The following is a 16,034-nucleotide window of genomic DNA, read 5'->3' as shown; positions in this document are numbered from 1 at the left end:
AAAAAGCTCAGTGAATGAAAATTAAAAGTGAGGATTTCCATTCAATTTGAAGACCACTCAATTTGAAGGGGATACCTATGGCCTATCAAAAATTAAAAAAGTTGAATTTCAAACTACCCCCTGAAATTACGAAGAGTCGGTTAATCGAACATTTTGAACTTCTATGCTCAATTCTCTGCTATCTTCATTTTTTAACTCTGGAATATTACTTGGGATATCAGCTCCTTCTGGCACATGCAGAAGAATGAGATTTTCGCCTTCCTTTAAGCTAATTGGAACAGATAACCTGGAAAGTTCTGTACTGATAGTTTGTCTATCTTGAAGAGTTTTGCCATTGTAAACCTCCAGAGTTCTCGGACGTTGGAAACTGAGTGCATTAAAATTTAGTGTGGCATTTCTGGAGCTATTCGAATAAACTAATATTGTAGCATTATTTGATATCCATCGAGCTGGTTCTAAATTTAATGTTTCCAGTGAGTTCCATCCGTCTTTTAAGACCATAAATGATTTTAGAGGCTCTTTTTTGACGTGGTACACAATTAGGGAGTCCTTTTCATAGGTTTTTCGTTCCGCATTGAGATTCATTTGGATTAGTTTCTCGGCAAAGTCAATTTCTGTGTCATTCATATAATTTGTATGCAAAACAATATACGAGATGTTATAATAATTTAAAATTGATGTTCCGACTTGATCTATATCCTGATCCAGAATATCATCAGTAGATTGCAAATAAGTTAATTCCCTTACCACAGGTGTATTTAATTCAAAATTTCTTGCAGTAGATGGATATCTGGCAGCCCAGTTACCTATGACGGATTTTCCATGTATTGTCTGGTAATAAATGATGGTTGAACCTGCTACATAATCTTTAGTTGCAGGGATTTCAAGCAATGCGTAATTACCTTTATCCTGTGAAATCTCTTTGTAAAACGAGGGTTCATCGACAGGCGATAAAGATACAGGAACTGCTAAATATTCAAAAATTATCAAACCAGTTATTACAATTACAGTTGCCTTTTTATTTATCCTGTTGGATTTTAGCAGTTCTGAAGCTCCATAACCCAGCAAAACTGCGAATGAAAGCGAAGCAATTACAAAAAATCTACCAGATGTCCGGCAGTTGTCCAGAAATGGGATCAAATAATACAAAGCTAAATACGGAAGAGGAACAGTAGTATTGAATTCTGTAAACGAGGTCTTACCGTTTACATGAAGAAGTGGGCCAAGGCTGATTATCGAAAAAGATAAGGCAGCTATCAGCCAGAATTTTACATATTTGTTTCCTTTCAGTCTATAAGCTGCAAATAAAGAGAGTAAAATCACAGTGTATCCGATAAACATCGTATTTTCACTGGTGTTTCCTGAAAAATTGTTATAAATATCTGTCATGATATTCCCAAAAACGGGATGCAAAACCGAAGGAAGAAAAAAGCTCAGTAAATCAGCTGAATACGTGACTGTTTCAGAGGGATTTAATTTTAAAAAGTTATCACTGGATGTAGCTGTTAAAATGTTTTCCAGGGCGAGAGGTATTATACCTATAAATGAAACAAATCCGAATAAGGCGTACTTGTAGAATATTCTTTTCAGTGTTTCTATATAACCTCTTTTTTCTGTTATTAAAAAAACGTATATTTCATATACAAACAGCAACATCACGAAAATTCCCATAAACATCATATATTGAAGGTCGCTCATGGCTACGAGAATAAAGAATATTCCTGCAAAAAAACTGTTTCGAACTCCACCTTCTTTAAACATTTTCATCAAGTATAGGGCGCAGAAAGGTATCCACTCAATACTATTTGCTCCAAAATGGCCAAGTGAATGTACAAAATGATACGGTGAAAAAGCAAACACAATTCCAGCTATGAAGGAAGAAGTCCTGTCACCTGTCAGATATCTTACAAGCAGATATGTACCGTATGCTCCAAAAATAAATGAGAATAACCATAGTATGGTATACACTACATGAATTTCTATTATACTGGATAACACGTATGAAAGGATTTGATTAAATGCCGACTGAAAGGGTGAAGCTGGGATTCCATCCGGATAAAATATTAAATAGTCGTGTGTTAAGTTTGTTAGGCCAGGGTTGAATATGGCTACTGGAGTATACCAGAGTATTCTTATCCACTGAAATGCGTCTCCACCTCCCGGAATATAATTGCATATCTTGAAAACTACAGGATAAGTAAGTATAAAAGTTAGTAAAGTGTAAAGTATTAAGACACTGGTATATTCTTTCAAACTTTTTTTATAATCATTCAATATCTGGCTATCAATTAAGTGTTTTTTTAGCCATTTTTGTGTGCCCGATATCATTGTACCTCTCATGGGTAAAATTCGATAATCATTTTACTCGGTTATTTTCAAGTTTATTTGGGATCATCCTCTAACCCGTCACCTAACTAATTAATTTCATATAATTTTATATATTATTAATTCTGTCTCTTCGTCATTCCTTATTACTCTTGTTTGTATAGAATTTCGAGGGTATTATTAAGTTAGTGGTTCAGACTCTGATAAGAGTCATAAGTAACTCTATATCTTTTGTAGAAAATTTACGATTTTTGCCGGTCATTTCTCTGGCTGTTTCGAAAACTTTCTGAAACACCATCTCCATTAGTTATAAATGAACAACCGGCATTTTCGGGCATATCTTTATTCATTAATTTCTATCTTTTGGAGTTATCTGGATAAGGTCTCTATGGAGCTGGTAAAACATTAAACCCAAAATTATGGAGCTGGTAAAACATTAAACCCGAAATAACGCAATTTTACCTGCCATTTTCCAGTTCATAGCTATCGTATTTTATTATATAATCATCGTTATTTCTCAAGTTTGTGATCAGTTCTCCTATCAGGCCAAGGGAGATAAACTGAGCCCCAGTGACTGTAAGTAAGATTCCAAGCATGAGAAGAGGCCGATCTCCTATTTTTAATCCTGTTGCCCACGAAACCATTAAGTATACGGATATAATTATTCCGGATAACCCAAGAAGGATTCCTATGCCTCCGAAAATGTGTAGAGGCCTCTTTTTGTATATCATAAGAAATGTAACTGTTATAAGATCCAGAAATCCTTTCAATAGCCTTTCGACTCCATACTTTGAGTTTCCATGTATTCTCGGGTGATGTTCAACTTCAATCTCTCCTACGGTGTAACCTTTCCAGTAAACAAGAGCCGGGATGTAACGATGGAGCTCTCCATACACATTTATATTTTTTACAACATAGCTATTGTATGCTTTGTACCCGCAGTTGAAGTCGTGAATGTTGACTCCGGTTATGAATCGAGTTAACCGGTTGAAGTATTTTGAAGGCAGCGTTTTCGAAATAGGGTCTTGTCTTTTGTTTTTCCAGCCGGAAACCATGTCATACTTTTTTAGTTTTTCTATAAACCTGGGGATTTCTTTTGGATCGTCCTGTAGGTCCCCGTCCAGAGTAATGACAATATCCCCTTTTGACCTTTTGAATCCACAGGACAGAGCTGCAGCCTTTCCATAATTTCTCTGAAACCTTACAATCTTGACTTTAGAGTTTTTTATTTTTTTTATTTCTTCAAAAGTACTATCTGTGGACCCATCGTCAATAAAAATTATTTCATATGTTTTTTCAATTAGGTGAGGCAGTGAAAGGGTATTGCATAGTTTCTCATATAATTCCAGTATATTTTCCTCTTCGTTATAGACCGGGATTATAATTGATAGATTGGGTTTACTAGACATGCATATCCTCTGGAATGGGGCAGCGCACTCTGAAAACTACGCTGGAGTATGTGCTGTATAAATTGCTTCTGCTGTATAATTTCTTGATTCTGGAACTGATTTTTTTTGAGATGCATATATCTAAAATATATATAAATGTCCATTTAAATATCCAATACTCATAAAAATACAACTATATATACTACTGTACATAATTTGCCTGGAGGTACGGTCCAGTCTTTCTAACCAGATGTCAAAATAATCCAAAACCATCGATACTCAAGCTACCGAGAAATATACTACTACTTTAATCCATTCTTATCTATATATTCTAAATAATATAACTAAGTGTTCAACTGCAAAGCAGTCCAAACTTTCGGTGCTCAAACTATCGAGATATGGGACATAACTGTAACCCATTTTTACCTACTCCCACTAAATAATGCAAATAGGAATTTAACTACTTTTCTGGCTCTTCGTAGTTTTTCTTAATTGTTTTAGAGATTGTCAAATTATCTCTTGTTTGGAGCTGTTACTACATTTTCTTCCAATTTATTTCCCTATTTTGAATATTTTTGACTTAATGTTTTTGCATTGGTCAGCAGTTAAGGGTTAAAAATGCCATTCTTGCTACGGATTTTATATTACTCAAATATATTCAATTTATTCAATGATGTATGTTCAATTTATTCAATGATGTTCCAATCTCCCCTTACTCTTGAAAATACGATCCGGAAATACGAAATCGAAGCAAATATCTCGATAAGTGATAGCAACTGGCACGATTGCTTTACTCTCAAACTTGTCTAATTTCTTCATCAGTATGTAATTCACGGCATCGAAAAGCTTGCAAAAAAAACCAGGCAGAAAACTTAATCAGAAATTCAAGAATTTCCAGGATATTCTTTCTAAATTTGTTGAAAATTGTACTGAAAAACTGCGGAGTGAATCTAACTTTTGAGGCTCTGGGGTCTATATATAAAAGTCAGGCTTTGGGTCTACATGTTAATCGAAAAAGGTTTAGAGATCGATATATTAATGAATAGTTATAGTGTTCCGAAATCGATTTCATAAGAGTAAAAATTCCTTAACCGCTGACTAATGAGTGTTGATCGCTATTTTTTGTCAATCGCAAGGGTTTGCTAAGAATTAGAGTTAAGTATTAAGTTCCATAGTTTTTTTATTTTTGTCTTTTATCTTTGATTTGCCCTGCCATAAAGCGTTTGAAACCCTTAATTCTTCAAAAAAACTATTTCATTCCCATTTCATCAAAATCTGCACGCAACTTGTATACTCATCAACCTCTTCTCCCGTTGCCACAAACCCGCACTTTTCATAAAAGTGAAGTGCACTCTTGTTTTCTCTGTAAACTTTTAGGGATAACCTTCCTTTCAGGGTCTTTGCATGTTCGAGAAGAGCCGTGCCGATTCCTTGACCCTGCATTTCCGGCACTACGAAGAGGGCGCAGACGTGTTCTCCAACAAGGGAGATGAATCCTGCAATCTGCCCTTCGTCCTCAAAAATAAAGTTTTCAGCGAGTGGAAGGTACTTCTCTTTCATTGCGTTCTTTTGCGAAGCCCAGAATGAGGCCGGGATAAAGAAATGGGCAATAACGGAGGCTTCATACCAGATTCTTACCATTTCTTCAAGGTCGGTTTTCCTGTAGCTTCGGATCAATTTATCAACTTTCCTTTCTCTTTTGGATCAAATTATCGACTTTCATTTCTTTTTTGTATCAAGTTATTGACTTTTATTTCTATTTTTAACCAATTTATCAACTTTAATTTTCATTTTTAATTAATATATCGACTTTATTTTCTCTTTTGGATCAATTTATTGATTTTTCTTATTTCCGGAGCAACTTGATGGTTTTCCTTAGTTTCTAACATTTATTCTTTTCCCTATAATTGAAGATTAGTTTACCGGATTTCTATTTGTTAAGACTTCTTTTACCTATGTAAAGTTAACAAATGCTTTCATAAACAAGGTGCTCTAAGCTGAAAGCTCCTGAAAATGCCTGAAAGCAAGAACTGTATATAAAAAATGTAGGTAAACACAAGTTATATATATAGTGAAAATAGTCTAAAAAATGCCAGACCGAGCGAGCTTCGGCCTGAAAAAAAGGCTTTCATAAAAATAGGTCCGAATCAAAAAGAAAAAGTCGGAAAAATTTGCTATTATTTCACTCCACTGACTCGATTTGGTGGATCAAGTCATTGGTGTATTTGTCGGAGAACTCCACTTGTGGACTGAATGGAACGATCTTTACCAGCTTCCCATATCTGGAGACGTACATATCAGGCCCATGTGAAGTTTTCACTTTTGTGAAATTATATCCGTTCACAAAGGTCACTATTTTAACCTCCAGTAGTTATTATGTTGGGCATTCTATATTAAAATTTTTTTACCTAATAATCGTTATAGATTCTAGCTTCTGCAACTGATCTTTTCTCAACTAATTCCAATTCAGATGTAATTACATATTTAATTTAAAAAGAGGGTTTTAACACTTCATTGATATAAAGGGCATCTTTATAACTCCTTTTCATTCTCTTTTTTCCGCCTACGGGTAAGTGTGCTTTCAAACTAATCCTTAAGGGCATATTTGCTGATGTAGGGAAGAAACTTGGCCTAACAGGTTTTGAGGAATTTCGGAGAGACAGCCGGTGAAAAACAAAAGACTTTTTTTCAAATTGTGCATGTATATGGAAGATGAGAACCAATCCAACTTCAGCCAGGATCGATGAAAGCAATATCGATGAAAGCAAGATTGATGAAAGCAAAAGTGACAAAGGCAGGGTGGTTGTTTCATGGACAGGAGGAAAAGACGGTTGTCTTGCATGTTACAGGGCAATCTCGGAAGGTTTTGAGGTTTCCCATCTCCTGAACTTCAGGGAAATTCAGAGGCGCGGCTCCCATGACATCAGTCCTGACCTGGTTTATGTACAGTCTGAGGCGCTTGGAATTCCTCTTATCCATAAAGACTTTGTTTCATATGAACAGGAATTCAAAACAGTGGTCCGTAATTTAATGGATAGTGGGGAGAAAATAGACGGGGCTGTTTTCGGGCATATCGGCACACACGAAAAACTCGTAGACAGGATATGCGGGGACCTGGGCCTTGAGTTAATAATGCCTCTCTGGCAGAGTAATTCCGAACAGATCATAAATGACCTCATAAATTCTGGGTTTGAGGTGATCCTGCTCAGCGTCAAAGCCGATTTGCTAGGGAAAGAGTGGCTGGGCCGAAAAATAGATGAAAATTTCATACGCGACCTGAAAAATCACAATCCTTCAATCGATCCATGTGGTGAAAACGGGGAATTCCATACCTTTGTTACTGACAGCCCGTTGTTCAAAAACAAAATAAAGGTCATAGAGAGTGAAATGGTCTTAAGGGGAAGCTACTGGTTCCTGGAGATATCAAAGTTTGAGGTCGAGAAAAAATAAGCCTATGCATTAGGCTTTCAAAGCCTGAACATTTTGCTTCATCTTTTATTAAGCCGGTTTCACTCTGGAGTCAAGGTTATTCAGTCAGAACTCTAAAGGTTAGTAGTTCCTTTAAACTCCATATTTAGAGCGGTAGCACAAACATGCCCATGCAAGCAACAGGGTGCACCAGCATAACTTTGATTTCCTGATATGTTATCTGTGATTTTGTCTTCAAGAGTAAATTCTGATAAACGGAAAAAGTAGTTCGGGTCACAAGTAGCTCCGAGCAAAGAAAAATTGGGACTAAAGAAAAATTGGGATCAAAGAAAAGTGGGACCAAAGGAAAGTTGGGATCAAAGAAAAATGAGACCAAAGAAAAATGAGACCAAAGAAAAATGAGACCAAAGAAAAATGGGATCAAAGAAAAATGGGATCAAAGAAAAATGAGACCAAAGAAAAATGGGATCAAAGAAAAGTTGGGACCTAAAAGTTCGGGAACAGAGACAGTTAGAAGTCAGCCACTAAAGTTACCGGAATTTTTCTATCATTTTCAGCAGTTCGTCTTCATCCTTTGCAAGGGAGACTATAGCCATCTCTACCATAAGGTTAACAATCCCATCGGAGAGAGACCTAAAATCGGTTCGAATACCGATGACAGGCTTTTCTTTTGCATAAGCGTAGCCTATCTCCCAGGCAGTTCCTGAGTCTACATCCACACCATCCAGAACTGCAACTACAATGTCAGAACCGTCCAGACCTTCCACACATTTATTGAAAATACACTCCTGATTTTGTTTTTCGCGTTCATCTACCGTATCCTCTGCATCTTCCTGTGGTAAAAAAACCAAAAATCCTTTACTGAGCAGCAAATCCCTCAATCTACCGTTATAATCGAGTTCTGCATGGCTGAAGAGGGGACCTGCAAGATAGACTGTCTTCTTTCTGTTCATGATTTTTTCTTCCTGACACTTAAAGGGTATGTCGCAAATTTTCCTATAGTAAGATAGTCTCCAAAGATAAAATCATTTACCTGTAAACTTCCAATTTCCGGCGCTAAGTGCCTTAGCAATTTTCATCTGGAATATACTTATATATTAAAAAATTTAAATCTTACTGATTTAAAATTATATGAGTCGTTCTCTCTAGAATTCGGAAAGAAAACCTGCACAATTTAATTTACTAATAAATTTGTGAAAAAACTTCCATAATTAAATTTACTGACAAATTTGTGAAAAAACCTTCATAATTAAATTTACTGATAAATTTGGGGAGTTTCCACTATAAGGCTTCCTTATGATTAGCGTCTTCTAGCTAGATGCCCTGAACCGGGAAAAGTAAACTTCTTATCCTTTACGAAAGTAGACAATCAGCAGTAAGTTTGGAATCCAGGCAGAAGCTTTCAGGAAAAATTTCGATTATCAAAGCAGATTTCACTTGAGATCTGTTTATTGAGAAGTTGAAGAAGTATCTTTAACTCAACATATTCATATCTAACTCAACATATCCAATTTACTTTGTAATTTAATTATAAAAGCGCATATCTAACTCAATTTGTAATTTTATTGCAGAAGTTCAATTTAATTTCCTTTATAGATCGGTTATGTAAAGAATATCTAATGATATTGATTACAAGTTGAGCTCTCCTTTAAAAAACTGTGCTTACGAAAAAAGGTATGGTGCTGTAGCCGGAACCAGCTTTTCTAGCAGACCTCATTACATCAATTAATAACAGAAACAGATTTTATATTTGTTTTTTTCAATAACAAATTTAATTATCTTGTATTAGTATTACACAGGCAGTGACACTTATGATTAAGGCTGGAATAATAGGAGCTTCGGGATATACGGGAGGAGAACTCCTGCGCTTGCTCATTAACCACTCGAATGTCAAGGTAGAGCTGGCAACTTCCCGAAGCCTTGCAGGGAAGCCTGTAACGAGCACTCACAGGCATCTTGAAGGTTTTCTCAACCTGAAATATGAAAATCCTGACTCTGAAGATATAAGGGAGCGCTGTGACGTAGTTTTTCTTGCAGTACCTCACGGAACTGGTATGAACTATGTACCTGAACTGCTTGACGGCAACACTAAGGTTGTTGACCTTAGCGCGGACTACAGGCTTGAAACCTCAGAATTTGAGAAAATCTACGGGATAAAGCATAGCGACCCGAGAAATGCCGTTTACGGGCTTGTAGAGCTCCACCCTGAAGTCGCAGAAGAGAATTTCGTGGCAAACCCGGGGTGTTTTCCTACAGGGGCAACCCTTTCAGCAGCCCCGCTTGCAGCAGCTGGACTTATCGATATTGCGGTTTTTGATTCCAAAACAGGAATCTCAGGAGCTGGGATCTCACCCACTCAAAACTCACATTATCCAAACCTGGCGGAAAATATCATCCCATACAAACTTACAGCTCACAGGCATAGGGCTGAAATTGTCCAGGAACTGACCGGGCTTGATGGAAAGCTCAGGAACATTAATTTCACTCCCCATGTAATTCCATCTATCAGGGGGATCTTTACAACTGCTCACCTCTTTACAAAAGAACCTCTCTCCGCGGACGACTTAAAGACAATTTACGAGGAATTTTACAGGGACAGGCCGTTTATAAGGTTCCCCTCAGGAGTTCCTTCCTTAACCGCAGTCAGAGGTTCTAACTTCTGTGATATAAGCTTTGAAGCAGATAAGGAAAATAACAGGGTTGTCGTGCTCTCTGCAATCGATAACCTGGTCAAAGGTGCTTCCGGACAGGCTATCCAGAATATGAACCTTATGTTCGGACTGGACGAGAAATCTGGGCTCTGGCTGCCTGCTGCAGCTCCGTAAACTTAACCAAAGCAAGAAAATATAACTGGTGACGGATTAAATTAAAGAATAGAATTTGTCTCAAGGGGTATAGTCAGATGAATGTAAAAGATGTCATGAACCCGAACGTTGTTTTCTGCAAGCCTGATGATACAGTCCGGGAAGCGGCAAGAGTCCTGAAGGAAAACAATATCAGTGGAGCACCTGTCCTTGACGGTGAAGAGCTTGTGGGAATCATAAGTGAAGCGGACCTGCTAAAACTGCTGATACTCCCCGAAAAGGGGGAACTCTGGCTTCCAAGCCCCTTTGAGGTTATTGAGGTTCCTATCAGGGAACTCCTTGGCTGGGAGGAAACAAAGAAGATGCTCTCTGATGTGGGTTCCACAAAGATAGAAGAGATTATGATAAGGGATGTGCACACAATCTCTTCCGAGGCATCTGTTGAAGAGGCATCCGAGCATATGATAAGGCACAGGATCAACAGGCTTCCTGTAACTGAGGACAACCGCGTGGTGGGGATAATTACTCGCGGCGATATTATCGAAGGTCTTGCAAAGCTCTGAGGAAAAAGGAGAGTCTTTCATGAAGGAAATAGAAGGTGGAATCTGTGCAGTAAAGGGTGTATCTGCAAACGGAATTAAAACCGGAAAAATGGGATTGACTGTCATTCTTGCACAGGGGCCTGCAGCAGGCGTTTTTACAAAAAATAAGGTCACAGCAGCTCCGGTTACCCTTAGTAAGGGAGTAATCGATACTCATCACCGTCTTTCGGGAGTAATTGTAAATAGTGGAAACGCAAACGCCTTTACAGGCGATGACGGCTTTCTGGATGCGATGGAAATGGCATCCGTACTTGCCCAGAAGCTTGGTCTTGAAGCTGACACGGTTGCAGTTGCCTCGACAGGAGTAATTGGCAGAAGGCTTGATGTCTCCTTAATCGCGGAACATCTCCCTGAAGTCCTCAAAGGGCTGGGCAGTTCTCCTGAGTGCAGCCGTGAAGCTGCAAAAGCAATGATGACCACGGATAGGGTTGTAAAAGAAGCAGCTATTGAGATGGACTGCGGGATCAGGATAGGAGCAATTGCCAAAGGTTCGGGGATGATTGAACCCAATATGGGAACTATGCTCTGTTTTGCATATACCGATGCGAAAGTGCCTGCCGACGTACTGGATGCTGCTCTCAGAATAGCAGTGGATAAAACTTTCAATATGGTCGTGGTTGACGGGGATACAAGCACAAACGACATGGTCCTCCTTACTTCCACCTGCAAGTCTGGAGTCAAGCCCTGTATGGATTGTCTGGATGACTTTGAGGAGGGGCTGATTTACGTCTTCACCGAGCTTGCGAAGAAAATGGCAAAAGACGGAGAAGGAGCTACAAAACTTATTGAAGCCAGGGTAGTTGGCGCAAAAACACACGAGGACGCTAAACTTGTTGCAAAGGCAATTGTACGTTCTCCTCTGGTTAAGTCCGCAATTTTCGGAAAGGACCCAAACTGGGGAAGGGTTGTAGCCGCCGCAGGCTACTCAGGTGCCGAACTTGAACAGGAAATGCTTTCTCTCTCTTTCTCAGGAGGAGGAGAAGAGGTTGAACTTGTAAATTCCGGCGAGATTTCCAGTTCTTCGGATCTCGAGCTTTTGAAAAAAATAATGGCAAATGAAGAAATTGTCATTACCCTTAACCTCAATCTGGGAGAGGAACAGGCAACAGCCTGGGGTTGCGACCTGACCTATGACTATGTCAGGATTAACGCAGAATATACGACTTAATGCAGTGTTTAGTTCAGTGTTGAATACAGTGTTGAATACTTAATACAATATTGAATACAGGCTTAAAGCCAGTATATAACTTACTGCAGTACAGGACTGGAAAAACAGGACTGGCACAGGACTGAAAATACAGGACTGATACAGGACTAAAAAAGCAGGACTGATACAGGACTAAAAAAGCAGGACCGAAAAACAGGACTGACTACAGGAATGATATACAGGCTGAAAAACAGGTGAAAGGAAATAAAAAATGTAAACAAGATTAATTCGAAATATAAATGAAGTTACTTCGGGAAAAATCCGGGTTTTCCCCTAGTCCCTGAAAATTATTTCAGGTTCATATCTATATTTCCAGGGGGTTTCTCAAGTGGATATACAAGAATGGGAACAGCGTTACAATGATGCTTTTTACGATGTCAAAAAAGCCCTTCCTTATCTGGAAGGCATGTTTGTAGCTTACAACAGTAATATTGATGCTATCAAGCACCTTACAGACAAAGAACTGTCTATGCTTATGGGGCTTTTTAATGAGGCTGAGATTCAGGCAAGAGTTGAAACATACCCAAGAGAAATAAAAGAGCCTCTTGATTTCATGGCTCGCCTGCTGATTTCCATGCGAGAGGGTAAAGCCGCTGAAATTCCGACCCATACCTCGGATACTCATGAATGGCTGAAAGAGCACCTGGGTTTTGACTATGCACGCATGGGCGGCCAGGCAGGAATAATTTCCAATCTTCTTGCCCGCCTTGAAATAAAAAAAGTGGTGGCGTATATTCCCTGGCTTTCCGAAGAACAGGCAGAATATTTTGTGGCTTCTGACAATCTTCTGCACCCTAAGGTAGAAGATGGAAAGGTTGTACTTAAACCCCCGCGAGAAGCCTTCAAACCCGGAACCGAGTCAAAAGTCAACTGGATTTTTGAGTATTCCAAAGGCATGGACGTAACCTGCGGTGGAAGCAAATTCCAGATCCCGAGAGATAACCGCCTTATAATTTCTTCCCGCCCGAAATGGATACGCCTTGACATGGACAGGGAAATCTATGAGCACCTCGATTCACTCTTTCCGATTGACGGGGCAATGCTTTCAGGTTATCAGATGATAAAAGAGCAGTACGAGGATGGGTCTACGTATAAGGACTATGTTTCTCATTCCGTGAAAGCTATTGAGAAACTCAAGGCTCTAAATCCTGAACTCCGCATTCATGTAGAACTTACATCCATTCAGAACAGGGTAATAAGAAAGGCTATCCTGACCGAAATTGTCGCCAAACATGTTCATTCCCTGGGCCTTGATACCGTAGAAGTGGCAAATGCCCTGAACGTCCTGGGGCATGAAGAACTCTCTTATTCCGTGATAAGAAAAGAAGAGACCGGGATAACCTCTCTTTACCATGGAGCTGTTCAGCTTTTAAAGGACCTGTCGCTTGAAAGGGTCCATGTTCATTCTCTTGGCTTTTACATTTGTGTCCTTGCAAAAGGCCATCCTCTTACACTTAAAGAACACAGGGATGCTCTGCTCTTTTCCTCAACTCTGGCCGGTGCCAAAGCCCTTAAAGGAAAAATTGAGAACCTTGAGGACGTAGAAGCAGGATTGGAGGTTCCGGTTTCAAGTAAAGGCATAGAAGACCTGGAGAACTTCAGGGTTTACTGTGTAGGGAAGAAACTCTGTACTCATGAGGAGTTCGAATACGGATATCTTTATGGGTCTGACCATGATGCGGTTTTAATTCCTTCCAAGGTGGTAGATAAGCCCAAAGCAACAGTCGGGATAGGTGATGCAATCTCGGCAGGAGCTTTTGCAGCCATGCTTGCAAGAATGAAACAGGATCAGGCATGAAAATAAATTCTCTTTGACGTATCCAAAGTTGTACATTTGCCTTCCACTCATTTGCCTTCCACTTGCCTTCCATTTATTTGCCCTCCATCCATTTGCCCTCCACTTATTTGCCTCCACTCGCCTCCTATTTAAGGGATACAGGAACTGGTTAGATGAATATACTTTGCGGATATAATGTCAACATAGATTCGGTGTATAGGATCAGCGGGGCCGAGATGTCGGAACTGCTGGAAACCTTCGAAGAGGCTGAAATTCTTGACAAAATCGAGAACCCTCCCGGAAAAATCTTTTCGGAATCGGATTTTGTAGCAGGGCTTACATACTGTATGAAAAATGGATGTGGAGCCGAGTGGCTTGTTTTTGATCAGTCCGTTTTCGAGTTTCTTAAAAGACGCTATTTTGGAAAATCCCTCGTAAGAATGGGCGGAAATGCAGGAATAATGGCAAATGTTCTTTCCCAGCTAGGAGCTTCCAGAGTAATACCGAATGTTGCAGTTCCCTCTAAAACCCAGCTTTCTCTCTTTTCAAAAAAGGCGATCTATTTTCCGGAACCCCTCATGCAGATAACGGAAAACGCAAGCACAGAACCTGAAGAAAATAAAGGTGCCTTTTCCAGCAGCCAGGAGCCCATACATTTCGTATTTGATTTCTCTGAGGGGGAGACATTTTCCCTTTATGGGAAAGAGGTTCGGGTTCCGAGGGAAAACCGCTTCATAGCTACCTTCGATCATTTGAATCTCAGGCTTTTTGTCAACCCTGCGTTTGAGCAGTATGCTCTCCAACACGCCTGCGAGCTCGACGGAGTACTCATATCGGGTTTTCATCTCCTGCTTGAGAACTATCCCAATGGCTGCACTTATAAGACAATTCTTGATGATACTTTCTCTCAGCTAAAAAGCTGGAAAACCAGGAACAATAAACTTCAGATTCACCTGGAACTCGGACATTTTGCAAGTAAAGAAATTGCAAATTCGGTCTTTCTGAAGTTTGCAAAACTTTCCGATAGCCTTGGAATGAATGAAGACGAGCTTGCAGTGTTTTCTAATTTACACGGCGTTTCCGGAGAGAGACTTCAGCATATGGATGCAGATGCTATATCCAGTGCGGCTTTCAGGCTGGCATCAGGGCACGGGCTTAAGAAGCTTATAATCCATACCAGGGAATTTGTGCTGGCTATGTTTAAAACCGGTTTTGAGTTTAATTCCAGAGCAGTTTCTGAATTTGAAATTGACGAATCCGAAAGTTCAATTTTGCAGAGGGCAGCCCGAGAAAAGCTTGAATCCCTGGAATTCGGAGTCAGGTGTGCAGGTGTGTATGCAGCTTCAGGCAGGCTTGAAGGGCGGAAATTTGTGGAAGAGGAAGCTTCGAAACTTCAGGAGAGCCCGTTTGGAAGAGAACAGATTGCAGCTTTTGTTAAGGCTTTTAATGGAAAAACTCTTGGGCAGGGGGCTTATACTTTAAGGGAGAATTATATTATTTGCATGTTGCCTACAATGCTTTCCAGGTCTCCAGTAACCACGGTCGGGCTGGGAGATACGTTAACGGCAGGTACTTTTCTCAGGGGGCTTGAGCTGGACGTACAGGCTTAAACCCGAACTTTTTGACCTTAATCATACTCTCGACTGCGGACAGGTCTTCCGATGGGTACGAGACGGAGACTGGTGGACAGGCGTTGTCGGAGATCAGGTTATCCGGCTTTCGCAGGACCACGGGCAACTGATTGTCGATTCAAAGCTTCAGCCTGAGTTTCTTACTCGCTATTTCCGCCTGGACGACAACATGCCTTCTATCTACGAAAGCATAAACCGGGACCTGCTAATCGACAGGGCGATCCGCAAATATCGGGGTCTGCGGCTGATCCGGCAGGACCCCTGGGAATGCCTTATCTCCTATATGCTCTCAACAGCCTCAAACATCCCCACAATTCAGAAACGAATCTGCCTGCTCAGCCGGTTTTTCGGGCAGGAACTCGAGCCAGGCTATTTCAGCTTTCCTGACCCCGAAACTCTTGCAAATGTCGATCCCGCCGAGCTTGACAAGTGCAAACTGGGCTTCAGGACCCAGAACATAATAGCCGCAGCTGAAGAAGTTGCGTCGGGCGAGCTGGACCTTGACGTCCTTTTCCGCCTGGAGTACAGGTATGCGCGGGAACGCCTTATGAGGCTCAGGGGCATTGGGGAAAAGGTTGCTGACTGCGTGCTTCTTTTCGCTTTTGATAAAATGGAAGCCTTTCCAGTTGATACTCACATCAAGCAGATTATCCAGCATTACCATATAGATGACAGTTACTTTGAAACCTGCACAAACATGAGCTGTATGGGGGAATGGGGAAGGGACTATTTCGGACACTACTGCGGGTATGCCCAGGAGTATTTGTATTATCAGAAAAGGATGGAAGGGTTTGTGAGCCTTTATTAAACTCTCTTCACTAGTTATTTTTACTAGTTCTTTTTAGAATAACTGCTGAATTAGATATAGGGG

At 40.1% G+C, this 16,034-nt stretch carries 11 protein-coding genes; 7 read left to right on the top strand and 4 right to left on the bottom strand.

What is annotated here, in order from left to right:
* Positions 1-126: 126 nt before the first annotated feature.
* The 3 genes from MSVAZ_RS13540 to MSVAZ_RS13530 all read right to left on the bottom strand — a co-directional run bounded on the left by MSVAZ_RS13540 (position 127) and on the right by MSVAZ_RS13530 (position 5,390).
* Positions 127-2,340, bottom strand: coding sequence for a hypothetical protein (locus MSVAZ_RS13540; protein WP_232316099.1), 2,214 nt, complete (start codon positions 2,338-2,340; stop codon positions 127-129).
* A gap of 443 nt (positions 2,341-2,783) precedes the next feature.
* Positions 2,784-3,734: a glycosyltransferase family 2 protein gene (locus MSVAZ_RS13535; protein WP_048121792.1), complete on the bottom strand. Its 951-nt coding sequence runs from the start codon at positions 3,732-3,734 to the stop codon at positions 2,784-2,786.
* A gap of 1,233 nt (positions 3,735-4,967) precedes the next feature.
* Positions 4,968-5,390 (bottom strand): N-acetyltransferase, encoded by a 423-nt coding sequence (locus MSVAZ_RS13530; protein ID WP_048121790.1) that lies wholly within the window; start codon positions 5,388-5,390, stop codon positions 4,968-4,970.
* Between the two features lie 1,035 nt (positions 5,391-6,425).
* Here MSVAZ_RS13530 and MSVAZ_RS13520 point away from each other — a divergent pair.
* Entirely contained in the window at positions 6,426-7,163 is a 738-nt protein-coding gene (locus MSVAZ_RS13520) for a Dph6-related ATP pyrophosphatase (protein ID WP_084626148.1), read from the top strand.
* Between the two features lie 509 nt (positions 7,164-7,672).
* Here the strand turns inward: MSVAZ_RS13520 and MSVAZ_RS13515 are convergent.
* Positions 7,673-8,095, bottom strand: coding sequence for a nucleoside 2-deoxyribosyltransferase (locus MSVAZ_RS13515; protein ID WP_048121785.1), 423 nt, complete (start codon positions 8,093-8,095; stop codon positions 7,673-7,675).
* An 858-nt stretch (positions 8,096-8,953) separates the two neighbouring features.
* Here MSVAZ_RS13515 and argC point away from each other — a divergent pair.
* From argC to MSVAZ_RS13485, 6 genes are all read left to right on the top strand, one after another.
* Positions 8,954-9,967, top strand: coding sequence for an N-acetyl-gamma-glutamyl-phosphate reductase (argC, locus tag MSVAZ_RS13510; protein WP_048121783.1), 1,014 nt, complete (start codon positions 8,954-8,956; stop codon positions 9,965-9,967).
* 77 nt (positions 9,968-10,044) lie between these two features.
* Positions 10,045-10,509 carry a CBS domain-containing protein gene (locus MSVAZ_RS13505; protein WP_048121781.1) on the top strand — a complete coding sequence of 155 codons (465 nt, stop codon included), beginning with the start codon at positions 10,045-10,047 and terminating at the stop codon, positions 10,507-10,509.
* A 19-nt stretch (positions 10,510-10,528) separates the two neighbouring features.
* Positions 10,529-11,716, top strand: coding sequence for a bifunctional ornithine acetyltransferase/N-acetylglutamate synthase (argJ, locus tag MSVAZ_RS13500; protein ID WP_048121778.1), 1,188 nt, complete (start codon positions 10,529-10,531; stop codon positions 11,714-11,716).
* Positions 11,717-12,083: 367 nt separating this feature from the next.
* A complete protein-coding gene (gene pfkC / locus MSVAZ_RS13495; protein ID WP_048121776.1) occupies positions 12,084-13,553 on the top strand; it encodes an ADP-specific phosphofructokinase in 1,470 nt (489 codons plus the stop codon).
* Between the two features lie 152 nt (positions 13,554-13,705).
* Positions 13,706-15,142, top strand: coding sequence for an ADP-dependent glucokinase/phosphofructokinase (locus MSVAZ_RS13490; protein ID WP_048121774.1), 1,437 nt, complete (start codon positions 13,706-13,708; stop codon positions 15,140-15,142).
* Positions 15,120-15,971: a DNA-3-methyladenine glycosylase family protein gene (locus MSVAZ_RS13485; RefSeq protein WP_048121772.1), complete on the top strand. Its 852-nt coding sequence runs from the start codon at positions 15,120-15,122 to the stop codon at positions 15,969-15,971. Before MSVAZ_RS13490 ends, MSVAZ_RS13485 begins: the two co-directional genes overlap by 23 nt.
* The last annotated feature ends 63 nt before the right edge of the window (positions 15,972-16,034 follow it).

It is taken from the genome of Methanosarcina vacuolata Z-761 (genome assembly GCF_000969905.1).
Lineage (GTDB): Archaea > Halobacteriota > Methanosarcinia > Methanosarcinales > Methanosarcinaceae > Methanosarcina > Methanosarcina vacuolata.
The sequence above is the reverse complement of the archived record's forward strand: the minus strand, read 5'-3'. Positions and strand labels throughout refer to the sequence as shown.